This is a genomic window from Psychrobacter sp. NG25, from assembly GCF_015234355.1.
GTDB lineage: Bacteria > Pseudomonadota > Gammaproteobacteria > Pseudomonadales > Moraxellaceae > Psychrobacter.
Genome location: NZ_JADGMV010000001.1, coordinates 342148 through 364721, shown reverse-complemented (window position 1 = coordinate 364721; position 22574 = coordinate 342148). Strand labels below are relative to the sequence as shown.

Genomic DNA, 22574 nt, shown 5'->3' with positions numbered 1-22574 from the left:
TTAGACTTAATCATGATTTTTGGTGATGACGTCTGGTAATTATGTCCACTCATGACGGTTATCGTGAAAACTAGGATGAATAACACACAAAAGGAAGAGTGATTATGTCTACAGCAACAGCTACATTAGTTACGGCCAATGAACAAACGCATTTTAGAACTTGCACATTGTGCGAGGCGATGTGCGGTGTTGAGATAAAGCATGATGGTGAAAAAGTATTATCGATTAAAGGTGATAAAAACGACCCTTTTTCTCAAGGTTATATTTGCCCAAAAGCCACAGCTTTACAGGATTTGCATGAAGATCCTGACCGTTTGCGTCAGCCTGTAGAGAGAACGGCCGATGGCTGGAAAACCATCAGTTGGCCCGAAGCATTGGATAAAGTTGCTGCAGGTATTCAATCCATACAGCAAAAGTATGGCCAAAATGCATTGGGGGTGTATTTAGGCAACCCTAACGTGCATAACATGGGTGGCATGCTGACTATTAAGCAGTTGCTTACCAGCTTGAAAACACGCAGTCGTTTTTCTGCCACCTCAATCGATCAATTGCCACACCATATTGTCAGCATGCATCTATTTGGCCATATGCTACGGATTCCTGTGCCTGATGTGAATCACACGCAATATATGCTCATTATTGGTGGCAATCCGCTGGCTTCTAACGGCAGTATCATGACCGCCCCGAATATGCGCCAAAAGCTAAAAGACATCAAAGCTCGCGCGGGCAAAGTGGTGGTGATTGATCCAAGACGTACAGAAACTGCTGACATCGCTAGCGAGCATCACTTTATTCGCCCTGCGACAGATGTATTGCTGTTACTAGCGATGCTGAATGAAATATATGCACAAGGCTATGCTAAGTTAGACAGCAAAGTCGCTGCTTTAGCACCTGAGATTGACCGACTTGCCTTGTTTGCCAAAGAGTACACGGCTGAATCTGTAGCAGAGATTACTGGTATTACTGCATCTGAAATCAAACGTATCGTCAAAGAATTTTGCGAAGCGGAAAGCTCGGTTTGCTATGGCCGAATGGGTATTTCGGTGCAAGAGTTCGGCCTATTGAGCCAGTACCTGTCTATGGTCATTAATATCGTCACAGGACGCTTAGATGAAGTGGGCGGACTTATGTTCCCTAACCCTGCGGTGGACGTTGTGAATAGCTCTGGCCCAGGCTATTTGGGTAAACGTCACAGCCGCGTGAGCAATTTGCCTGATTTTAATGGTGAGTACCCTGTGGTCGCGATGGCAGATGAGATGTTGGTCGAGGGCGAGGAGCAGTTAAAAGGATTCGTCACCGTTGCCGGTAATCCTGTGCTGAGTACCCCAAATGGTGAAAAGCTAGACGAAGCGCTGTCAAAACTAGAGTTTATGGTGTCACTGGATTACTTTGTGACCGAGACCAGTCGTCATGCCAATATTATCTTGCCGCCTGTATCGCCACTAGAGCGTGACCACTATGATGTTACGTTTAACGGTTTTGCAGTGCACAATGTCGCCAAATACTCGCCAGCTTTGTTTGAGAGATCAGAAGAGACGAGACATGATTGGGAGATTTATTTAGAGCTGGCAGATCGTTTGGATAAAGATGCGCCAGAAGCAACGCAAAAGGAACGTGCAGCGATAAAAGCATTTGGGCCAAAATTTGTTTTAGAGCAAGGTCTAAAGTATGGGCCTTATAAAGAAGTCACACTAGATGTGCTGATGGAAAACCCGCATGGTATCGATTTAGGGCCATTGCACAGTATGTTGCCAGATGCTATCAAGCATGCAGACAAGCAGATTCATCTTCATGTCGATTTTTATCAAGCAGATTTGGTACGGGTGAGAGAGATGGTACAGCAGTATAACGATAATGAGATTTTGCTCATTGGCCGTCGTCATGTTCGTAGCAATAATTCATGGTTGCACAATAGCCATCGATTGGTAAAAGGCAAATCTCGTTGTACATTGATGCTGCATCCTGACACAGCGGCACAGCATGGTATCGTTGATGGTCAATCTGTAAAAGTCACCTCACGGATTAGTAGCGTGGTCATTGCAGCAGAAGTGACCGACGAGCTAATGCCCGGCGTAGTCAGTATTCCGCATGGTTGGGGTCACGGTCGCAAAGGCGTTAAGCAGCAAATTGCTCAAGCACATGCCGGGGTGAGTGTTAACGATTTGACTGATGACACTTTGATTGACCAGTTAAGTGGTAATGCGGCCGTTAATGGCGTACCAGTACAATTGGAAGCCCTTGAATCAGTAACAGATGACACATTGGCTACGGCATCATAAACCTTGATGGACAGTGCAACAGCTTAATAATTGTTCTAAATTAAAAAGAAGGCGCTTACTATTATAGGTAAGCGCCTTCTTTTTTTGCACAATATATTAATATGCCGATCATCTGATTAAGTACTCATACCGACAAAGTCAAAATCAACGCTAGGGGTTTCGCCCTGTATCAATAAGCTAATGGCTTTTGCAGAACCACAAGAATGGGTCCATCCCAGCGTACCATGACCAGTATTGAGCCATAAATTGTCAAAAGTCGCTGAGGCGTTATGACTACCATGTTTGACTTGACCGCAGTGTGCGCGACCAATAAGGGGCACGTTCGATGGGGTCATCGGGCGCAGTCCTGTCCAATATTGCACAGAGTTTGCAATAATTCCTTTGGGGAACAACTGCTGCACGCGGCGAGTAATGGCTTCACAGCGCGTAGCATTTAGGTCTAGGTTATAGCCATTGAATTCAGCCGTACCAGCCACTCGTAATTTGTCACCCAATCGTGAGGTGACTAGCTTAAACTCATCATCAATTAAGCTCACAAAAGGCGCTAAATGTGGAGCCCGCGGGTTGACGGTATAAGTGGCAGAATAGCCTTTTGCTGGAAATATTGGCGCGTGTATGCCCAAAGGTTTTAGCAATGACACGCTGTAGCTGCCAAGCGCCAACACATAAGTATCCGCAGTAAAGGTCTGGGCATTTTCACCTGTTGGGCGAATGGTAATACTGTGCACGTGCGGACGCGCAGAGTCTGTATCGGTATTGAGTGCTAAAATCTCGGTATCATACAAAAACTGCACACCAGCATCGATGCAGCGCTGCGCCAAACGTTGAGTAAATAAATGGGCATTGCCAGACTCATCACGACTGGTATAGGTTGCTCCAGTTAGCTTATGAGCAATTGGATAGAGCGCTGGCTCTAAATTGACGGCGTTATTAATATCAATCACGTAGCGCTCACAACCGAGCGCTTGCATGCGCTCGGTTGGTTCGATGGCAGAATCAAACTCTGCCTGATTGGTATAAAAATGCATGATGCCGCGTGTTTGCTGTTCGTAATCAATACCGATATCCGCACGCAGCTGCTGCAAAGCATCTCTAGAATATAATCCTAAGCGTACCATTTGTACAAGATTGGCATCGGCTCTATCGGCGCGGCACTCTTGCAGAAACTGCATCGCCCATTTTAGTTGTGCTTTGTCGGCGCGCAAGCGATACAGTAGCGGGGCATCTTCTTTAAACAACCATTTGAGTGCTTTCAACGGAGTCGCAGGGTTGGCCCAAGGCGTGGCATGCGACACCGATATTTGACCACCATTTGCAAATGAGGTCTGCAAGCCTGCTGCGGGTTCACGCTCAATCACAGTCACATCATAGCCTGCTTGACGAAGATACCATGCGGTGGTCACACCGACCACGCCTGCTCCAAGTACTGCAACATGTGTCATAGGGTTCTCTACTGTGATTGTCTAATGGCTTGACATCAATGGGTTAAACTTCTAACACCATGGATAGGCAAGTTTTTATTTGGCGCGGGCAACATCAGCTTGCAGCGCGGCTGGCAAGTCTAGTGGCGTTAGTGCGCTATCAACAAGGTATTCTGGACGAGTAATGACCAATGCTTCAAAACCTTCGGCATTAGCAATCGCATTGACCACTTGGATTTTATCGATTTTATCACCCGCAGATGGTAGCTCACCAACGCCTTTCACATAGTGCAAAAATGCTTTGGGTGCTGATTTAAAATAAATACGAGCGATGACTTCTTGACCCAGATAGCAGCCTTTGTCGTAGTCCATGCCGCCGCGCTGATGTAGACGCAGCTCTTGCGGTTGGAATTCACCTTGAGTGGTAGCTACGATCCAATAGTTACCAGTGGCAATACTGCATTGCGTCCAAGCTTGTGTATCCTCAGTCGTATTATGGTCGTCTTTATGGCTAAAAGTTGGTACATTATCAAGGACACAAGGATAAATTGGCGTCGGCGCGCTGGTTTCAAATTTAGAAAATGCACCATATTTTTTAAGGTGGGCTTGTAGAGCATCCGCGCAGTCGCTACTTATGACCACATCATATTGCTTTTCTGCTTGCTTCTTAATCCAAATACCAAATTCAATACGGCCCTTTAAATTACCAATGGCAGCAGCTTGATAGCTAAGCCCGAGCTTGGTGACATCACAGGTCAACTGTCCTTGAAAGAACTTTTCGGCATCCTCACCTTGAATGGTTAATTGGGCAAACTTTGGTAATATCGATGCATTTGAAATTTGAGTCATTATTATTATCCTTTTAATGTCAGTGTATTCATTAAAGATATCGGTTTGGGAGTTAATTGATAAACGTGCATGCACATAAAACTAGATGAAGCTAAGAAGAGTACCACAAAAAACACGGTCATAAAAAAGCTCGTGGTTAAGTGGTAAGTTAAGCGTTAAATTGGGCTCAGTACCCAGTTTTCAACCGTACAAATTGGTTAAAATTGTCGAGTTACGGTACAATGTTAGCTCTAGAATAAACTTAATTTACAATGGCTGCCGAGGAAATTATGAGCTTACCCAATTGCCCAAAATGTGATGCTGAATATACGTATGAAGATGGTGCGTTACTGGTATGTCCGATGTGTGCTCATGAATGGACGGCGGCAGAGTCTGATGCTGCGCAAGCTGAAGAGCAAGATGCAGTTATTCGTGATGCAGTGGGTAATGAGCTACAAGATGGCGATGCCGTGACTGTAATCAAAGACTTAAAAGTCAAAGGCTCTTCAATCGTGATTAAAGTAGGTACCAAGGCGAAAAGTATTCGTCTATTGCCAGATGCGACCGATGGTCATGATATCGACTGTAAACTTGATGGCTATGGCCCGATGAAGCTCAAGTCTTCTGTCGTTAAAAAAGCCTAGCATTTCAGATATGCTTGAAAGATTAGATAATAAACAAATATAAAATCAACGACAGTCAAAAAATACAGAAGCTATTAAGACATAGAATTTATAAAACATAGAACCTATAAGTAGAGAATAACTATGAGTACCAAAAACGAACAGCTTTTTGTACAAGCCAGCAAACATATTCCAGGCGGCGTCAACTCGCCAGTCCGCGCTTTTGCAGGGGTCGGTGGTACACCAATCTTTATGCACCGCGCCAATGGTAGCAAGATTTATGATACCGAAGACAATGCCTATATCGATTATGTTGGCTCTTGGGGCCCAATGATTTTGGGTCATGCACATCCAAAAGTTATTGATGCGGTTAAAAAAGCCGCTGATGATGGTCTTAGCTTTGGTACGCCTACACCGTTCGAGACGACAGTTGCAGATAAAATTTGCGAAATCGTTCCTAGTGTTGAAATGATTCGTATGACTAGCTCTGGTACTGAAGCAACCATGAGTGCAATTCGTCTAGCACGTGGTTATACCCAACGTGACAAAATCGTTAAATTTGAAGGCTGCTATCATGGCCATTCAGACAGTCTGCTAGTAAAAGCAGGGTCGGGCATGCTTGATATCGGTGAGCCAACGTCAAAAGGCGTGCCTGCTGATTTTGCCAAGCATACGATTACGATTCCTTATAATGATCCGCAAGCGATTAAAGATTGTTTTGAGAAATGGGGCGAAGAAGTCGCTTGCGTTATCTTAGAGCCAATCGCTGGCAACATGAACATGGTCATTCCAACACAAGAGTTCCATGATACGTTGCGTGCAGAGTGTACTGCCAATGGTGCCGTATTAATCTTTGATGAAGTCATGACTGGCTTTCGCGTTGGTCTTGGCGGCGCGCAAGCACACTTTGGTATTGACCCTGATTTAACTTGCTTTGGCAAAATCATCGGTGCAGGTTTACCTGTTGGTGCTTTCGGCGGTAAAAAAGAAGTCATGTCTTGCATCGCGCCACTTGGCGGTGTCTATCAAGCTGGCACGTTATCAGGCAATCCACTCGCGATGCGTGCTGGTATTGCGATGTTTGAAGACTTAACGGTAGAGGGCTTCTATGATGAGTTAGCCGCGAAAGTTGATCGTTTAGTAGACGGTTTCCAAGCGGCGGCTGACAAGCATGGTATTGACCTTCGTACCAATAAATTGGGCGGCATGTTTGGTATGTTCTTCGTCAGAGACAATGCGACCACTGTGCCTCAGAACTTTGATGACGTGACAGAGTGTGACATGACGGTGTTTAATGCTTTCTTTCATGGCATGCTAGATCGTGGTATTTACTTGGCACCGTCAGCTTATGAAGCAGGCTTTATGTCTATCAAGCACAGCGATGAAGATATTGATGCGTCGATTAAAGCGGCTGATGAGATATTTACTGAAATGGCCAGTGCTTAATTTATTCTGACTCAACGTCATAAGTAGCATTGATCAAAGCAATAAAAAACCAGTACCTTTTAAGGTACTGGTTTTTTATTGCCATCTATTTTTTATTGCTACTTATTTTCTAAAGTCATCTATTTACTTTTAATGTTTTTAATATCGGCGTCTAACTGCACACGTCGTTGTTCTGTATAAGTGCTCAAACAACCATTGAGCGCCATTGGATAAGCACTACCGCCACGGACAGAACTGGCAGAAAACTGACAAGCTTTGTCTCTAAAATCAATCCATGCCAATTGCACCGTTTTTAATTGTTGTTTCTCAGAGCTGTTAAGTAAGCGCTGAAAATCACGGTAAGATTGATTCAATTTTTTGTCTTCTACTGCTAGCTGAGCTGCAACACAGTTGTTAAGGTCGGCTTGAGTACGGGCCTTATCGCAGGTAGTGGTTGCTGCAGACGCTTGAGCACTGACAAATAGTCCTGTTGACAATAAAGCAAGACAGCTGACTTTTTTAATATGACTCATGATAAACATATAATCTCGTTATTTATATTATTTTTATTAAAAGGAAATGAGCATAACATGGTTACATCTCAGCTATGTCTCGAATTTATGAGGGATTTGGTAAATGTGTGTATGTGATTGCACCTATGTTTTTAGGCTGATTCAGCTAAGTTTTTGACCTATATACTGGTCATAAAAGTCGATACATATGGCCCAAAAAATACTGCTAATAACAGAGCCCATAAAGTGACTCAGCCGCTTAAAAAATCGTTATTAGAGTGTGCTATGCTGAGAAAAACATACTCAGCAAGGACGCTAACTCATGACTACCAGCACCAATGATATGCCTAGCAGTAATACGCCACCGTTATGGCAAGCCTCGTATGAGAAACACGGACTAAGAAATAATCTAGATGTGCTAGAGGGCAAGCACAACCTGCTAGATTTATTGCAACCCAAGATAGATCAGCATAGTGATTCTGTGGCTTTTAGTATGGGGCCTGCCACGCTTACCTTCGCACAATTGGATATTGCCAGTCGCCGCTTTGCTGCTTTTTTACAAGCAAAAGGAATCAACAAGGGCGATCGTGTCGCGGTACAACTACCCAATATATTGCAGTATGCAGTCGTGCTGCTTGGCTGTTTGCGCTCAGGCACCGTACTGGTAAATGTCAATCCGATGTACACCCATTATGAATTGGCACACCAACTGACGGATGCTCAAGTTAGCGTGCTGGTTGTCCTTGATGGAATGACAGCCGCTTTCGATCAATTAGACGATGCAGTGAAATCGCAGCTATCACTGGTGGTACATTGTTCTGTCAATCCGAATGCTGAACCTACTGATAACGATATTGCCTTACTTACCCAACTTGAAGCCTCAGCTGATACTACTCGTCAATCCAGCCAACCCAATCAAACCACAACCGATAATGCTACAAACGATATCTCAGAGCAGAGTATAAGCTTTGCGCATATTATAAATACATACCACGCTGAGCAATATCAGCCTGTGACTATCGAGCGTGAGGATTTGGCATTATTACAATATACGGGCGGCACGACTGGTAAGCCAAAAGGTGCCATGCTGACACACTATAATGTCATGGCTAATATCTGTCAGTGTTATGCGATGTTTGGTAGGGCGATTGAAGCAGGTCGTAATGAGCAGATCAAGATACTGAATCCTTTACCGCTTTATCATATTTTCTCATTTACCGTTTGCGGTTTGCTCGGTATGTATGGTGGGTGGGAGGATATATTGGTTACCAATCCACGTGACATCGATGGGCTAGTCAATACTATTGAGCAGCATCGTCCGCATGTCATTCCTTCTGTGAATACCTTGTTTATTGGTATGCTCAATCATCCAAAATTTGCAGACCTTGATTTTAGTCGATTGGCATTATCAATCGGTGGTGGCACCGCCATCATCAAAGCGGTATCTGATCAGTGGCAACAAGTGACGGGCATGATGATTCATGAAGGTTATGGGATGTCTGAGACCGCACCGGTTATCTCATTCAATCCACCAGGGATTACGAGTTTTAATGGTAGCGTTGGTCTGCCGTTAGCAATGATGAATATCAAAATCATTGGCGAAAATGGTGCTTCATGTGCGATCGGAACACCTGGAGAAGTCGGCATCAAAGGACCACAAGTGATGCAAGGTTATTGGCAAAAAGATAATACAGATACCTTTACTAAAGGTGGGTATTTCAAATCTGGCGATATTGGCGTCATGGATCATGATGGTTTTTTGACACTCGTCGATCGTAAAAAAGACATGATACTGGTCTCAGGATTTAACGTTTATCCTAATGAAGTAGAGGCCGCATTAACTGAGCATCCAAAAGTGCTAGAAGTGGCCGTCATTGGTGTCGAAGACAAACACAGCGGTGAAGTACCCAAAGCTTTTGTGGTTAAAAAAGATCCAAGTTTAACGGCTGATGAGCTAGTGGCTTTTGCTATTGAGCGTTTGACTGGCTATAAGCGTCCGCAGTCTTATGTGTTTATCGATGAGTTGCCTAAGACAGCAGTAGGTAAAATATTACGTAAGTCTTTGCGATAAATAAATACGTCATTTGACTGATTAGAATGAAGTAACACGAATAAAATCTTCTAAACAAACAAAAAACTGGGCTGCTATTTTTAGCAACCCAGTTTTTTAATGCGTGCTGTATACAACGATTGAACCTTATCGTGCTTTATCAAATTTGCGATCCTTCAGGCTCAAGTTACCGCGCACCACATCGCTATACATTCGGAAATCACTGACAAAACTCTTTAGAGGAGATTTAAAAGAGGCTGGTTTGTTTTTTTCAAAGAAAAAATGTCCGACCCATGCGCAAGCATATCCAGCAGCAATACCTTTGAGCAATGGTTTGGGCGAACGGGTTTTGACAGATTTGGCCAATCCTAATAATCCAAAACTGCTACCTGCGAAATGCAAGCGACGGCAAGCCATGTTTTGATGCTCATCCAAATAGAAATCATAAAATTTCTGCTCAGTTGGTGTATTGTTTTTAACTACTGCTTTCTTGGCATTGCTGTTGATCTGCGTATCAGCAGTTTTGGCCATGTTCTGTGTGGCAGTTTCTTTCATTTTTAGCTTCCTTGCTAGTGGTGTATGCCATATAAAATTAAGGCAGACTTTAACATTGGTGAGTAAGTTGCTTTCTATTTAGATGCAGATTATAGGTGATAGTCTATTTACAAACAGACACCAAGTCACTGTTATTTATTATAATATTAGTGGCTTTCAATGTAGCAAACCAATATTATTAACACAAGCAATAGATGCTAACTGTGCCTCCATTACTGTATATATGGTGTCATAACACGTTCACTGTGGTTTTGTGTCGCTTGCCAGTGTTTGGCATAAATGCTTTAATGGCAAAAATACCGTCTATTCATATGGATAGCCTTATTTATGCATCTGTATTTTTTTACAGATCATTCGCCTGATTTTTGATAAGTATTCTTTTTCCTTTATCTAACATGGTAACGACCCCTCTTATGCCTATTGACTACCTTACGAATCCACCGCTTGCTGATGACGAAATGATGGCAGCCATTGATATTGGTTCCAACAGCTTTCACCTAGCCATTGCGCGTCTCGATCATGGTGAGGTGCGAAAAGTAGTCTCTATGTCTGAAAAGGTGCAGCTGGCCGCCGGATTAGATGAAAATAAAATCCTAAGTGCGGCAGCTGAAAAACGTGGCCTTGAATGCCTAAGTCGCTTTGTGGCGCGCTTGGATTCGGTACCACCTGAGCGTATTCGTATCGTCGCGACCAATGCGCTGCGACAAGCCAAAAATGCAAACGACTTTATTGCACGTGCCAATAAGATTTTGCCCAAGCCTATTGAAATCATTGCAGGACGCGAAGAGGCTCGATTGATCTATTTGGGGGTCTCGCATACCAATGCCAGTAGCGATAAACGCTTGGTAATGGATATCGGTGGTGGTTCGACAGAGTTCATTATTGGTCAAGAGTTCGATCCACTATTGACTGAAAGCCTACAGATGGGCTGTGTGTCTTTTACGCAAAAGTATTTTTCTGACGGATTGATTACCAAAGAAGCCTTTAATAATGCCATTTTGGATGCCCGCAAAGCAGTGTTGGCGATCAATGGGCGTTATCAAAAGACGGGCTGGAGTAGCGTGGTTGGCTCTAGTGGGACGATAAAAGCGGTGCGTAACGTCCTTGTGTCCAAAGGCTGGGCTGATGAGCAAGAGTGCATCACTTATAAAGGTGTCAAAAAACTAGAAAAACTACTGCTTAAAATTGGCAACGTTGATGATATTGATTTAGAAGGTGTTAAAGAACATCGTAAAGCGGTATTCCCAGCAGGAGTAGCTGTGCTGCTTGCTATCATGGATGTGCTGGGTGTAGAGAGTATTACTTACTCAGATGGTGCACTACGTGAAGGGGTGATGTACGACATGCTCGGCCGCTTTGTGAGCGAAGATGTACGTGATCGCAGTGTGATGGCATTGATTAAACGTTATTCAGGCGACAAAAAGCAAGCCAAGCAAGTGGTCAAGACCAGCCGTCATTTATTTGAGCAAGTAAAAGATAAGCTTACGCTGACCAACGATGACTGTGACTTGCTCAGGCGTGCGGCCTTCTTGCATGAGATAGGACTAGCGATCAGTCACAGCAGCTATCATAAACACAGTGCGTATCTGCTCGAATATTCAGATATTCCAGGGTTTTCGCAAGTCGATCAAAAACGAATGGCGCAGTTGATGCTCAATCATCGTCGTAAGCTCAAGGCGGATATGCTTGAGCAGACGTGCACTATCGGTGGTGATCAGCTCGTCTATCTCTGTTTGCTATTACGTCTGGCAGTATTGGCGCATCATAGCCGCAGCGATTATGAGTTACCCGAATTAGAGTTAAAGGTCATGGATGATAACTGTTGGCAAATTACCGTTATTGATAGCAGTGAGCACTATGCTTTCTTATTGTCCGATCTCCGTACTGAAGCGGATCAGTTCGCCAAGTGGGGCGTGAAGCTGAGCGTGGTTGAAGCTTAACGCTGATAGAAATTACGGTTGTAATTATTAAGCTAAAGATTCGCGTAACAAAAGCTGCTCTGTCGGTAATGTTATGCGATTTAAGATGTGCTACTATAGCCTCTATTGAGTTTACAACTGTACTTTTATTATCTGCAAACTCATTATCTGTAAACTGATAACGATGCCATTGTTAAATATAATTATTAAAGGGAAAGGTCTATGAGCACTGTCTGGGATAGTGTGCAGCTTGCACGACACGCCAAGCGTCCATTATTTATGGACTATGTTAATCAGCTGTTTACCGAATTTGATGAGTTGCATGGTGACCGTGCTTATGCCGATGACAAAGCCATACTTGGTGGCTTGGCTCGTTTTGACGGTCAGCCTGTGATGGTAATTGGTCAGCATCGTGGTCGCAGTACTCGCGAGCGTATTGCTCATAACTTTGGTATGGCCAATCCTGAAGGTTATCGTAAAGTTATTCGTTTGGTCAAAATGGCTGAGCGTTTTAATATTCCGGTGATGACCTTTGTAGATACCCAGGGTGCATATCCTGGCATCGGTGCAGAAGAGCGTGGACAAGCGCAAGCCATTGCAGAGAGTATCGCAGTATTTTCTAGCCTAAAAGTACCTATCATTGTCACGATTATCGGTGAAGGTGGTTCAGGTGGCGCATTAGCCATCGGTGTGGGTGATAAAGTAAACATGCTGCAAAACAGTATTTACTCAGTTATCTCTCCTGAAGGGTGTGCGTCTATCTTATGGAAGACCGCTGAAAAAGCACAAGATGCTAGTGAAGCATTGAAATTAAACGCCATTAACTTATATCAAATGGGCTTAATTGATGCTGTCATTGAAGAAGGTGAGGGTGCTCACGTGCAACCGCAGCCAGTCATGACCGCATTGAAAGCACTTATTGCTGAACAGTTAGATGAGCTTAAAGATTTAGATGCGCATGATCGTTGTGAGCTACGCTATGAAAAGCTCAAAACGTTTAACTCTGAAGTGATGTTGCCTGCTTAATAAGCTAATACTGTACCAACCTAATATTAAACGTCACGAATACGTGGCTTTTCATATTAGAGTTTGAGTCTTAGTGCTAAAATAAAAACGTGTCATTTAATGGCGCGTTTTTTTGTGGCTGTTAGGGCGTGTCTTCAATTCACTCGATAGTCATCTAAATGGGCTAAAAATGGCTAAATCTTGCCAAACATCGGCAAATAGTTGGTTAATATCCCGATATTATCTGCACTATTTTTCTTGTTTGACGACAATTTATCTCATTTTTATCACCATTTTTAAAATGAAGACACGCCCTAGTATATAAAGCACCTAACGTAGTCTAGAAATTAACGTAGGTGCTAATTTATTAGTATGACTGTTAACGTATAAATATATAACCACTCAATAAATAAGGCTGACTATGACTAGTAGTGCAATCCTTTCTTACTCTATTGAGTCAATCGCTGAATTACCCGTTGATGATAAGCTAGCCGCAGCATTATTGAGCAGTTTGGCTGAGTATGGTGAACAGCTGCATGGTCGACGACTTTGGCTAGCATGTAGTGGTGGGCGTGATTCACTGGCATTAGCAGCGTTATGTGTGCAGCTCTATCAACAAGAGAAATTGCCGTTTTTACCGCAGCTCTTACATGTAAATCACGGTCTGCAAGCGGATAGTAACGCTTGGGCATCACATGTCGCTGATTGGGCAGCGGCTCAAACGATACCGTGTCATATATTACGTGCGCAAGTGAACGGTCATGACGAGCAGGCAGCACGGCAAGCTCGCTATGACGTCATGCGCGCACATATCAATCAAGGTGATGTTTTGCTACTGGGCCATCATGCTGACGACCAAGCAGAAACCGTATTGATGCGATTGATTCAAGGCGCTGGCGTGAATGGTCTATCGGGCATGCAGCCGTGGCGCGTACAAAGACAAGGCGGGCAGCACAATATACTATGGCGACCTTGGCTAACTATTCAGCGTGCCGGCATTAGCGCCTATGCTCAGCGTCTACAACTGCCCTATATTGATGATCCCACAAATGACACAGGTGATAACGTGCGTAGTGGATTACGCCGTGACATCATGCCAGTATTGGCGAGATATAATCCCAATGTCGTTGACAATATTGCTCGTAGCGCGCAGCTATTGAGTGAAGCGCAGGCAAGTATCAGTGCACAAGCAGATGCGGATTTACAGCAGACAGCAGTTGCTTCATTACAATTGCCATCTGTACAGCAAGTCCTGAGTATTGATAAATTGCACAATCTGCCACTGTATCGCCAACGTCAATTATTACATTATTGGTTGGGTCAAGATGAGCCATTACCGCCGGCTAAGCAGCTCGTAGATGATGTATTACTTCTAAGTCAACGTGATGACCACGACCATCAGACGGAACTCTTTTGGCAAGGTCGTCAGCAGTCTTATACTATCCGTCGTTATCGGCATCAGCTTTATCGTCTAAGCAATGAGTGGCTGACTTGGCTGAGATTGCCGCTTATTGAACAGAGGCGAATACTAACTCAAAGTCTTTCGCCTGATATCGCTGTTGAGCCACACGACTCCATTACTTTGCGTAGTAGTCAACGTGCTATCTGGCAGTTGCAGATTCCGACGGATGCGTTGGTGCGATTTTTACTAGACGGTGATAAAGGCGACGCAGTACACGATACAGTACTTCCTATCTTACAAATCGCCCCATTGCACCGCAACCAACGCCTGAAGACAGCGTTGGCATCGCGTCTACAATCTGGTAAGAAACTTTATCAAACACTGGGAATCCCATTATGGCTACGTGAAAGTTTGATCGTGGTTAGTATTATTTGGCCAAATGAAAAAGATGAGCTGCCTATAGAATTACCCTTGTTACTAGTCTCTCCTTTTGATAGCTGGGCATTGAGCAGTGATAACTTAAGCAATAAGTATTCGAGTATTGCAGATAAAGTTATCCAGTTGTCCAAACTGTTAAAAAGCAGTGTGAATATAAAAGAGATGCTGTAAAAATGCGACAAAACTTGTTCTAAATACGGGATGAAGGTCTTTCAATTTACTGGGTTTTTTAGAGTCTGGTTCCTATGCTGACTTGTTCAATTTATCAAACAGCCCTAGTGGCAGTATGGTAAACTGAATGTCATTTTGCATAAGCTTATGTTAGTTTGAGTATCTTTGAATTTTTGAGCAGGAGACACATATGTCAGTATTAGATAATAAAAAAATCAGCTTTATCGGCGGCGGGAACATGGCACAAGCGCTTATTAGCGGGCTTGTGGGCTGCGGCATCAAACCAAATCTAATCACAGTCGCTGATCCTAGCAGCGATGCACGTGAGCAATTATCTGCCAAAGGTCTAAACACTGTTGATCCAATGGCTGATCCTAAATCTGCTGTGATCGATGCTGATATCGTGGTACTAGCAGTAAAACCACAGATGATGAAAGTGGTCGTTAGTGCCTTCGCAGATGTATTAGACACTCAATTAGTCATTTCAGTAGCGGCAGGCTTGTCGACTGATCTTTTGTCAAATATGCTAGGCGGCTATAGCAATATCGTTCGTGCGATGCCAAACACGCCTTCTATGATTCAAATGGGTGCTACTGGCCTTTATGGTACAGATAATATCTCAGCAGAACAAAAAGCATTGGCAACTGCTGTTATGGAAGCATCAGGCTTGGTTATGTGGGTCGAAAACGAAGAGCAGATGCATGCTGTAACAGCGGTATCAGGTTCAGCGCCAGCCTACATGTTCTACTTCCTCGAATCGATGATTGATGGCGCAGTGGCGTTAGGGTTAGACAAAGAACAAGCTTCAGCACTTGCTATGCAAACCATGATAGGTGCTGCAAAGATGGCGATGGAAAGTGATGATGCGCCTGCTGAATTACGCCGCAAGGTTACCTCACCGAATGGCACGACCCAAGCTGCGGTTGAGTCAATGCAAGCCAATGAAATTGGTCGTCAAATCAGCGAAGCCATGAAAGCCTGCTCTGATCGCAGCCAAGCGCTTAGTGAAGAGATGAGTAAATAGTTAGACAACACCCAAAAATACGATTGCTGGTGTCAAAATCTTTTTAGTCTGCAAGATGTAGTATTGATATTCGTCTCACTGGCTAATTATATTTTTAGGCGTGATATTACCTATATGTCAGGTGCTTATTTTTCCAAAGTTAATAACGCACCTGACTGGTAATATAGTCGGCTCCATATAATTTGGATACAAGGAAGGCGAGTGAAAGTACTACAAGTCGTAGACTAAGCGAGTCTGACACCGTATCCAATTTATAGAAGGTTGACTATACTAAGCATCTGATAATGACATTCGTCATCCTCTAACCTGTTAATAACGCCACATTGAGTAGCACTTCATGAACAACATGTTATTTCAAATCTTTGATTTGGTCACCACCTTTGCAATGATGTTGGTGTTTATTCGCTTTATGCTACAGTTTGCAGGTATGGATGCGAGCAATCCAATGATAGCCCCTGCTTATAAAGCGACCCATATTGTCGATGTTTTTGGACGTATTTTTCCAACGGTTGGTCAAGGTCGTATCAGTATTGCAGCGATTGTACTGATGTTTTTGATTCGTCTGATTGATATCTCTGGAAAGGCAGCACTGACCCATAAAGGTATTGCGCCCGTACCGTTATTTTTCACTGGTACTGTCAGCTTGATTTTAGATTTTTTGCGTATGTGTCGCTACTTGGTTATTGGTTCAATTATCGTCAGCTGGATTGTCGTGTTTACGCAATCTCAGCATCCGATTATTGGCATAATTATGAATCTTGCAGAGCCGATATTGGAGCCGTTTCGCCGTATCACGCCAAACATGGGCATGCTTGATTTATCACCGATGATAGCCTTTGTTGCTTTTATTTTGCTAGAAATGTTTATTGGCGGTTTGGCAGCGAGCTTCCTACCTATGTTAGGCTAAGCCAAGTTTCTTAAGCTAAAAGCTACATTGTCGAAAATACAATACATAAAAAAAGGCGCTCTATAAGACATAGAGCGCCTTTTTTTGTCACTGATAAAAGTCATCAGTATATAAATACATCAATCAGTCGGAATTAGATAAAACGATTGGGTATCAGTTGGGCTTGAGCATTGTCAGGGTGCGGTACATCAGCAGCACGCAGTGTTTGGGTAATCCAGCTATCGGCTGCCTTGACTGCATTAACAAGTAAGTCTCCCATTGCTAAGCGTCCAGCGATAAAGCTAGCCAGCGAGCAGCCTGAGCCATGAAATTCGCCTTCTAAGCGTGGCAAAATGCTTTGGTGCACCATTTCACCCTTTATATATAGATACTGCTCAATATCACCGCTATCAAAGTCATGTGACGTTTTTACCAATACGGCATGGGTACCTTGCGCGCATAGTTTTTGTGCTCCGATGTGCAAGTCCTGCTCACCACTTAATGCGCGTAGCTCGTGCGTATTTGGTGTGATTAGAGTGGCGTAGGGAAGAAGCGCTTTAAATGCAGTCACTAATGTCTTCTCATCGCCTAGGCTACCACCGCTATTGGCGACCAATACTGGGTCCAATACAAAAGGTGTCTCAGCAGCGATAACCTGCTCAGCAAACAATTGGGTCAACATCGCGATATTATCAGTCGTACCAAGCATACCTGATTTGATGACGCTAACAGGCAGATCATCGAGCACCGCTGTGGCTTGGTCTTTTACCAAGCTTGCGGCACAAGCCTCAAAGCCAAATACCTGTTGCGAATTTTGTACGGTGATTGCAGTACAGGCAATGGCGGCATGAGCACCTGCTTGGCCAACGGCTTCAATATCGGCTTGTAATCCAGCACCACCGGAGGGATCCAATCCTGAAAAGCAAAGAACCACTGGTCGCATAACACTTCCTTTGATATATTTTAAAATGAATAATAAATACTATAGCCATACACTGCTAAAAAAGCCATAGTAGGTGAGAGATTGTATCGTTGAGTTCAAATAATTTCGATACAAGGAAACCGAGTGTAAGCTATACATTGGTATGGTTAGCGAGGATGACGATGTAGCAAATTTATATGGGTTTGACTGTATATTGAAAATTCATACATCGATTAAATGTACCGATAAATAGTAAATGAGCGCGTATTGATTGTCTCAGACCTCGTTTCTGCTGGTTTTTAGAGATGCTTTAGTCGTTAAAAAAGGCATAAGACGATATAAACAAATAAATATCATAAAAATTTCATTAATTAGCTAGACAATGCTTGCAATTCTTTTTGGTTTTGCTATAATCATCGCCCACGGGATAAGACGTATTATCAGCAATAATACTATTTTTTAGAACTTAAAAAGTCTTAAGTCGTTTGGTGAAGTGGGTGAGTGGCTGAAACCAGTTCCCTGCTAAGGAACCATACGTTTGCGCGTATCGAGGGTTCGAATCCCTCCTTCACCTCCATTTATAGTGTTGTTTTTAGAGTAGCATCGCAAAAATTAGTTGTTAGTCTTTATAAGTTAAAAATTAATTTTATTTTAATGAATAAAGATGTTGACACAAGCGATATTATCTATATAATGACCAACCTAATTTACTGCAATTGTTATTAACAACGCAGTGGATGATGTGCAAAATACGCGCCTGTAGCTCAGTTGGATAGAGCACTTGGCTACGAACTAAGGGGTCGGGAGTTCGAATCTCTCCAGGCGCACCATTTGCATACTAGCTTATTTTAAGCTAAAAAATTAAATCAATCGCCTGTCTTATGACAATTTGGCGGTTTTTTTATGTCTGTTACTTTTGTATTAATACTTCCTGCCTTGATTACATGCATGACCAGATAGCATCTGAGGATAATGTACGATACAACCGTGAATTACGGTACAATGGAGCCATTATTCACTGCTTGCTATGAGCTTGTACCATGTCAAAAAGTTTATCTAAACGCACACCTAAAGCAACCACCAAATCAAAGCCGCAACGTAATGCTCCTATGCAGAAAATACCTGATGAAGAGCCAACGATCGCTAAGCCCACTACGCGTGTGGTGGCGGTACTCTACGATGGCATGTTGATTTTGGCATTGTTGTTTCTAGTGGGGACGATGCTGACCGTAATTGGCACACTGCTGACCATGAATACAGGTACAGACTCTTCTCAGGCCCAGTCGTTGCCAACTTGGTATCAGAACGTCATTATGACGCCGTCTTTTGTACTGACGCTCGTGGCGTTCTATGGATTGTTTTGGCGTCGTGGTGGGCAGACACTGGGTATGCAAACTTGGCGATTAAAAACTGTGAATAACTCAGGTCACTTACTGACATGGGGACAGTCATTTAAGCGTATTTTGGCGGCATGTTTGATGCCATTGCTGTTTGGTATTATCGGTAGCTTAATCGGTGGGTCGCGTGCGATATTATTAACCAGCGCCTTATTAGGTTGGGTTTTTAATTACGCATTTTGTTTGTTTAATCGTCGCGGTTTAGCAGTGCAAGACATGTTATCCAACACCATAACTCTAAAAATGCCAAAAGTAGCACACGAAGGGTTATGGCGTGGTTTTAGAAACCGCAAGCAGTCGCAAAATAAACCGTAATATATAACCATGATATATATAGCTACGTATTACTTATTATGTATTGGTATGTGCGAGCAATCACGTCAACACTTTATAAGTTGACGGTTTGAATCAGCCATCCGGTATAGCCCACAAAAAATAGCATTAACATGGCACCAGAGGTTCGTCCAAATGGTCGATTGGTGACAAAAGCAAATCCACAAAGTACCACCAGTAATACCGTAATCAGACCCATGGCCATCACGTCACGTGAAAAGATCACTGGGTTCACGGTGATAGGGGCAATGACGGTTGCCAAGCCAACCACGGCAAGGGTATTAAAAATATTAGAACCAATAATATTGCCCAGTGCCATGTCATGTTCACCTTTACGAGCAGCAGACAAGCTAGAGACCAACTCAGGTAATGAGGTGCCGACTGCAACAATCGTCAATCCAATGATCAACTCACTCAGTCCCCAAAATGTTGCGACCTCAACTGCGCCCCAAACAATGGCTCTTGAACTGGCAACCAACATCAACATGCCTAAAAACAAACTGCCCAAGCCTCTTATAACGCTGGGTTCTTCATGTTTGGTACTCGCATCATCGTCAGCTATGACATCGTTATCATGTTCATGGTTGCCTTCTCGAATGCTCAATACGATTTGAGTGGCCAATACCAATACTAGCAATACCAATAGCACGATACCATCAGCTTGGCTGAGTGAGCCGTCACGTAACTGCCATGCTGCAACAGCCGTAATCATCAGCAATATAGGCAAGTCGCGCTTGACGATGGCCTTACGGATGATAATAGGGCTTATTATTACGGTTGCGCCCAGTACCAACGCAATATTAATAATATTAGAGCCATAAGCATTACCGAGTGCCAACTCAGGGCTGCCTTCTAATGCAGCTAGTACCGATACCACCATCTCAGGTGCTGATGTACCAATACCCAAAATAAGCACTCCAATCAGGAAACTGGGTACTCGAAACTTTTGTGCCAATGCTGTCGCGCCATCGATAAAAACATCAGCGCTCCAAACCAAAATTGCTAGACCAATCAAAATTGCAATGACTGCCAACCACATTTAGATAACTCCTTCGTTAGGGATAAAAATAGATATTGGGTTTTGAATAAGCTTACATCATATAAAATGGCATAAAAAAAAGCTGAATCACAATCTGGATTCAGCTTCGATATAAGTACAAGTATTTTAATGGGATTTTGACAACCACGGCAACTGTATGACAACGTATTTACTCATACTTTATGTAACAAGCTCTTAAGTGATTTTCTTAAGCCACTTGTACAGGAATGATGTTTGCTGTGTCTTTTACGGTGTTGTCTTCATTACAATAAACCAGTTTTGGCTGATAAGTTTCTGCTTCAACCTCATCAAAATGAGCATAAGCACAAATAATCACGATATCGCCCAAATCAGCCATATGAGCTGCAGCGCCGTTTAGTGAGATGATGCCTGAACCTGCTTCAGCACGAATCGCATAAGTGCGAAATCGTTTGCCATTGGTAACGTTATAGATGTCGATAGATTCATTTTCGCGCAGACCTGCAAGGTCTAATAAGTCGCCATCAATACCGCAAGAGCCTTCATAATGAAGCTCTGCATGTGTGACGCGGGCACGGTGCAATTTGCATTTAAGCATATTAAGTAGCATGGATTGCTTCCTTAGCGTGATGAAAGTAATAAGTTAATGAGGGCAAATCTACCCAAAAAAAAGGCAGTATCGCCAAACCCTTAGCTGAATGAGCAGTGTTGGGTAAGTTATTGATTAACTGGGCAGAATTGGGATCAAAATACATCTGCCAGAGTAGGCGGTATCATACCGTGTTATTCAGGTAGTTTGAAACCGTTTATCTGAGAACGCGCGCGTTCAATATCGCCATCTAGCAGTAAGGGTAAAGCTTCAAAAGCAGCAGTTAAGGCGCTATCGATACCAATTTGCTCATCAGGAGAAGCTTTAGAGAGGACATGTCCACTGACCTTAGACTTGTGACCAGGATGACCAATACCCACACGCAATCGATGAAAATCGCTACCAATATGCGGTGTAATATCACGCAAGCCATTGTGACCACCGTGACCACCACCTGTTTTTAATTTAATGCTGCCAGCTGGAATATCGAGCTCGTCATGAGCAATGAGCAACTGGTCGTTATCAATACCATAAAAATTGACCATCGGCACAACCGACTCACCAGACTTATTCATAAAGGTGAGAGGCATTAGTAAGCGCACATCATGCCCATGAATTTGTCCACGCCCTGTCACTCCATGGAATTTTTTATCAGGAGAGAGAGTAATATTGAACTGTTGGGCCAAATGATGGACAAACCAAAATCCTGCATTATGACGCGTAAACATATACTGCTGACCAGGATTACCAAGACCGACAATAAGCTTTATGGCCATAAAAACACCTTGCTTGAATTTAATAAATGAGTGGTAACGTCCGAACGCATAAACGTTGAATAAATAATATCCGTATTATGCTCAAATCGTACTTACAAAAACAGCAGGAGATATTCATCACCTGCTGTTTTTTGACTAAAAGAACCGAGAATTATATAGCAGATAATAGATCGCTATATAGAAGTCGATTATTACTCGCCGTCTTTGCTGTCTTCGCTTTGCTCACTAGCAGGTACGTCAGCTGCGTCAACTTCTTCAGCATCTGCATCAACTTCTTCAACTGTTGGTGGCTGCATGTTAACGATAGTACGGTCATGGCCGTCTTCTAGCTCAAGCTCATGAATTACAACGCCTTCAGGAAGTGTAATGTCTGATAAACGGAACAAATCACCGATTTCCATACCAGATACGTCTACTTCTAAATATTCAGGAAGTAGTGATGGGATACAGATGATTTCGATATCAGATACTAGTGTAGATAGAACACCAGCAGCAGCAGTACCTGGAGCATCTTCACGACCAGTGAAATGCACAGGAACATTCATGTGGATTTTTTGACCTTTTACAATGCGCTGAAAGTCAGCATGCATTGGGAAGCCTTTGGCTGGATGACGTTGCAAGTCTTTGATAACTGCTTGATGCTCTACGCCGTCAACATTGATAGTCAAAATGTGTGAGAAGAACGCTTCAAATTCAAGCGATTTTACCAACTCGTTGATTTTGATAGAGATAGAGGTAGGCTCTTCGTTGCCACCATAAATAATAGCAGGAACTAGATTCTGCTTACGTAGGCGGCGGCTCGCACCTTTACCTTGTTGTTCAGCAGAACGATCAACTGCGTTTAGCTCAAAATGGTTAATGCTCATGGATATAATCCTATAAAAAGAATGATGAAGTGTCTGGTCATAAAAAAGTGGATTTGCGACCAATCCACTAATACGTGATGATAGCTAAGCATTGTCAGTGATAGTTACTACCAAAAACTCTAAGCTTAGCCATTT

Annotated in this window: 19 protein-coding genes and 2 tRNA genes; 12 read left to right on the top strand and 9 right to left on the bottom strand. The window is 43.2% G+C overall.

Annotation, left to right across the window (positions count from 1 at the left end; genetic code table 11):
• Positions 1–104 precede the first annotated feature (104 nt).
• The gene (locus tag IPZ60_RS01505) at positions 105–2279 is read left to right on the top strand and encodes a molybdopterin oxidoreductase family protein (protein ID WP_194196111.1); all 2175 of its coding nucleotides are present in this window, start codon (positions 105–107) and stop codon (positions 2277–2279) included.
• 116 nt (positions 2280–2395) lie between these two features.
• On the opposite strand, the gene IPZ60_RS01500 is transcribed toward IPZ60_RS01505, so the two are convergent.
• Both IPZ60_RS01500 and IPZ60_RS01495 read right to left on the bottom strand, forming a co-directional pair.
• Positions 2396–3721: a D-amino acid dehydrogenase gene (locus IPZ60_RS01500; protein WP_194196110.1), complete on the bottom strand. Its 1326-nt coding sequence runs from the start codon at positions 3719–3721 to the stop codon at positions 2396–2398.
• Positions 3722–3796: 75 nt separating this feature from the next.
• The gene (locus IPZ60_RS01495) at positions 3797–4549 is read right to left on the bottom strand and encodes a folate-binding protein YgfZ (protein WP_194196109.1); all 753 of its coding nucleotides are present in this window, start codon (positions 4547–4549) and stop codon (positions 3797–3799) included.
• 269 nt (positions 4550–4818) lie between these two features.
• On the opposite strand from IPZ60_RS01495, the gene IPZ60_RS01490 reads away from it, so the two are divergent.
• Both IPZ60_RS01490 and hemL read left to right on the top strand, forming a co-directional pair.
• Positions 4819–5172 carry a zinc ribbon domain-containing protein YjdM gene (locus tag IPZ60_RS01490; RefSeq protein ID WP_227669171.1) on the top strand — a complete coding sequence of 118 codons (354 nt, stop codon included), beginning with the start codon at positions 4819–4821 and terminating at the stop codon, positions 5170–5172.
• Between the two features lie 123 nt (positions 5173–5295).
• Positions 5296–6597, top strand: coding sequence for a glutamate-1-semialdehyde 2,1-aminomutase (gene hemL / locus IPZ60_RS01485; protein ID WP_194196108.1), 1302 nt, complete (start codon positions 5296–5298; stop codon positions 6595–6597).
• A gap of 119 nt (positions 6598–6716) precedes the next feature.
• Here the strand turns inward: hemL and IPZ60_RS01480 are convergent, their stop codons facing one another.
• The gene (locus IPZ60_RS01480) at positions 6717–7118 is read right to left on the bottom strand and encodes a lysozyme inhibitor LprI family protein (RefSeq protein WP_194196107.1); all 402 of its coding nucleotides are present in this window, start codon (positions 7116–7118) and stop codon (positions 6717–6719) included.
• A 292-nt stretch (positions 7119–7410) separates the two neighbouring features.
• Between IPZ60_RS01480 and IPZ60_RS01475 the strand changes: the two genes are divergently transcribed.
• The gene (locus IPZ60_RS01475; protein WP_194196106.1) at positions 7411–9159 is read left to right on the top strand and encodes an AMP-binding protein; all 1749 of its coding nucleotides are present in this window, start codon (positions 7411–7413) and stop codon (positions 9157–9159) included.
• 126 nt (positions 9160–9285) lie between these two features.
• On the opposite strand, the gene IPZ60_RS01470 is transcribed toward IPZ60_RS01475, so the two are convergent.
• Positions 9286–9693, bottom strand: a complete 408-nt coding sequence (locus IPZ60_RS01470) for a DUF962 domain-containing protein (RefSeq protein WP_194196105.1) — start codon at positions 9691–9693, stop codon at positions 9286–9288.
• Between the two features lie 413 nt (positions 9694–10106).
• Here IPZ60_RS01470 and ppx point away from each other — a divergent pair, with 413 nt between their 5' ends.
• The 5 genes from ppx (at position 10107) to IPZ60_RS01445 (ending at position 16559) form a co-directional block, all read left to right on the top strand.
• Positions 10107–11633, top strand: coding sequence for an exopolyphosphatase (ppx, locus tag IPZ60_RS01465; RefSeq protein WP_194196104.1), 1527 nt, complete (start codon positions 10107–10109; stop codon positions 11631–11633).
• A gap of 201 nt (positions 11634–11834) precedes the next feature.
• Positions 11835–12638 (top strand): acetyl-CoA carboxylase carboxyltransferase subunit alpha, encoded by an 804-nt coding sequence (locus IPZ60_RS01460; protein ID WP_194196103.1) that lies wholly within the window; start codon positions 11835–11837, stop codon positions 12636–12638.
• A gap of 400 nt (positions 12639–13038) precedes the next feature.
• Positions 13039–14628, top strand: coding sequence for a tRNA lysidine(34) synthetase TilS (tilS, locus tag IPZ60_RS01455; RefSeq protein WP_194196102.1), 1590 nt, complete (start codon positions 13039–13041; stop codon positions 14626–14628).
• Between the two features lie 190 nt (positions 14629–14818).
• On the top strand, positions 14819–15652 hold the full coding sequence (gene proC, locus IPZ60_RS01450) for a pyrroline-5-carboxylate reductase (RefSeq protein ID WP_194196101.1): 834 nt from the start codon (positions 14819–14821) through the stop codon (positions 15650–15652).
• A 337-nt stretch (positions 15653–15989) separates the two neighbouring features.
• A complete protein-coding gene (locus IPZ60_RS01445; RefSeq protein WP_110921955.1) occupies positions 15990–16559 on the top strand; it encodes a YggT family protein in 570 nt (189 codons plus the stop codon).
• 133 nt (positions 16560–16692) lie between these two features.
• On the opposite strand, the gene IPZ60_RS01440 is transcribed toward IPZ60_RS01445, so the two are convergent.
• Positions 16693–17481, bottom strand: coding sequence for a hydroxymethylpyrimidine/phosphomethylpyrimidine kinase (locus IPZ60_RS01440; RefSeq protein WP_194196100.1), 789 nt, complete (start codon positions 17479–17481; stop codon positions 16693–16695).
• A 466-nt stretch (positions 17482–17947) separates the two neighbouring features.
• Here IPZ60_RS01440 and IPZ60_RS01435 point away from each other — a divergent pair.
• The 3 genes from IPZ60_RS01435 (at position 17948) to IPZ60_RS01425 (ending at position 19172) form a co-directional block, all read left to right on the top strand.
• Positions 17948–18037, top strand: a tRNA-Ser gene (locus tag IPZ60_RS01435).
• 176 nt (positions 18038–18213) lie between these two features.
• A tRNA-Arg gene (locus tag IPZ60_RS01430) sits at positions 18214–18290 on the top strand.
• A 210-nt stretch (positions 18291–18500) separates the two neighbouring features.
• Positions 18501–19172: an RDD family protein gene (locus IPZ60_RS01425; RefSeq protein ID WP_194196099.1), complete on the top strand. Its 672-nt coding sequence runs from the start codon at positions 18501–18503 to the stop codon at positions 19170–19172.
• A gap of 73 nt (positions 19173–19245) precedes the next feature.
• Here the strand turns inward: IPZ60_RS01425 and IPZ60_RS01420 are convergent, their stop codons facing one another.
• The 4 genes from IPZ60_RS01420 to IPZ60_RS01405 form a co-directional block, all read right to left on the bottom strand.
• On the bottom strand, positions 19246–20229 hold the full coding sequence (locus IPZ60_RS01420; protein ID WP_194196098.1) for a calcium/sodium antiporter: 984 nt from the start codon (positions 20227–20229) through the stop codon (positions 19246–19248).
• Positions 20230–20437: 208 nt separating this feature from the next.
• A complete protein-coding gene (panD, locus tag IPZ60_RS01415) occupies positions 20438–20818 on the bottom strand; it encodes an aspartate 1-decarboxylase (protein ID WP_025651868.1) in 381 nt (126 codons plus the stop codon).
• Between the two features lie 173 nt (positions 20819–20991).
• Entirely contained in the window at positions 20992–21573 is a 582-nt protein-coding gene (pth, locus tag IPZ60_RS01410; RefSeq protein ID WP_194196097.1) for an aminoacyl-tRNA hydrolase, read from the bottom strand.
• A 191-nt stretch (positions 21574–21764) separates the two neighbouring features.
• Positions 21765–22439, bottom strand: coding sequence for a 50S ribosomal protein L25/general stress protein Ctc (locus IPZ60_RS01405; protein WP_194196096.1), 675 nt, complete (start codon positions 22437–22439; stop codon positions 21765–21767).
• Between the last annotated feature and the right edge of the window lie 135 nt (positions 22440–22574).

What these genes read in the sequence shown, in the direction of transcription:
- IPZ60_RS01475 (WP_194196106.1), top strand. Translation starts at nt 7,411, where the DNA reads ATGACTACCAGCACCAATGATATGCCTAGCAGTAATACGCCACCGTTA.
- IPZ60_RS01470 (WP_194196105.1), bottom strand. Translation starts at nt 9,693, where the DNA reads ATGAAAGAAACTGCCACACAGAACATGGCCAAAACTGCTGATACGCAG.
- proC (WP_194196101.1), top strand. Translation starts at nt 14,819, where the DNA reads ATGTCAGTATTAGATAATAAAAAAATCAGCTTTATCGGCGGCGGGAAC.
- tilS (WP_194196102.1), top strand. Translation starts at nt 13,039, where the DNA reads ATGACTAGTAGTGCAATCCTTTCTTACTCTATTGAGTCAATCGCTGAA.
- IPZ60_RS01480 (WP_194196107.1), bottom strand. Translation starts at nt 7,118, where the DNA reads ATGTTTATCATGAGTCATATTAAAAAAGTCAGCTGTCTTGCTTTATTG.
- IPZ60_RS01460 (WP_194196103.1), top strand. Translation starts at nt 11,835, where the DNA reads ATGAGCACTGTCTGGGATAGTGTGCAGCTTGCACGACACGCCAAGCGT.
- IPZ60_RS01405 (WP_194196096.1), bottom strand. Translation starts at nt 22,439, where the DNA reads ATGAGCATTAACCATTTTGAGCTAAACGCAGTTGATCGTTCTGCTGAA.
- IPZ60_RS01420 (WP_194196098.1), bottom strand. Translation starts at nt 20,229, where the DNA reads ATGTGGTTGGCAGTCATTGCAATTTTGATTGGTCTAGCAATTTTGGTT.
- pth (WP_194196097.1), bottom strand. Translation starts at nt 21,573, where the DNA reads ATGGCCATAAAGCTTATTGTCGGTCTTGGTAATCCTGGTCAGCAGTAT.
- IPZ60_RS01445 (WP_110921955.1), top strand. Translation starts at nt 15,990, where the DNA reads ATGAACAACATGTTATTTCAAATCTTTGATTTGGTCACCACCTTTGCA.
- IPZ60_RS01425 (WP_194196099.1), top strand. Translation starts at nt 18,501, where the DNA reads ATGTCAAAAAGTTTATCTAAACGCACACCTAAAGCAACCACCAAATCA.
- hemL (WP_194196108.1), top strand. Translation starts at nt 5,296, where the DNA reads ATGAGTACCAAAAACGAACAGCTTTTTGTACAAGCCAGCAAACATATT.
- IPZ60_RS01505 (WP_194196111.1), top strand. Translation starts at nt 105, where the DNA reads ATGTCTACAGCAACAGCTACATTAGTTACGGCCAATGAACAAACGCAT.
- IPZ60_RS01495 (WP_194196109.1), bottom strand. Translation starts at nt 4,549, where the DNA reads ATGACTCAAATTTCAAATGCATCGATATTACCAAAGTTTGCCCAATTA.
- IPZ60_RS01490 (WP_227669171.1), top strand. Translation starts at nt 4,819, where the DNA reads ATGAGCTTACCCAATTGCCCAAAATGTGATGCTGAATATACGTATGAA.
- ppx (WP_194196104.1), top strand. Translation starts at nt 10,107, where the DNA reads ATGCCTATTGACTACCTTACGAATCCACCGCTTGCTGATGACGAAATG.
- IPZ60_RS01440 (WP_194196100.1), bottom strand. Translation starts at nt 17,481, where the DNA reads ATGCGACCAGTGGTTCTTTGCTTTTCAGGATTGGATCCCTCCGGTGGT.
- panD (WP_025651868.1), bottom strand. Translation starts at nt 20,818, where the DNA reads ATGCTACTTAATATGCTTAAATGCAAATTGCACCGTGCCCGCGTCACA.
- IPZ60_RS01500 (WP_194196110.1), bottom strand. Translation starts at nt 3,721, where the DNA reads ATGACACATGTTGCAGTACTTGGAGCAGGCGTGGTCGGTGTGACCACC.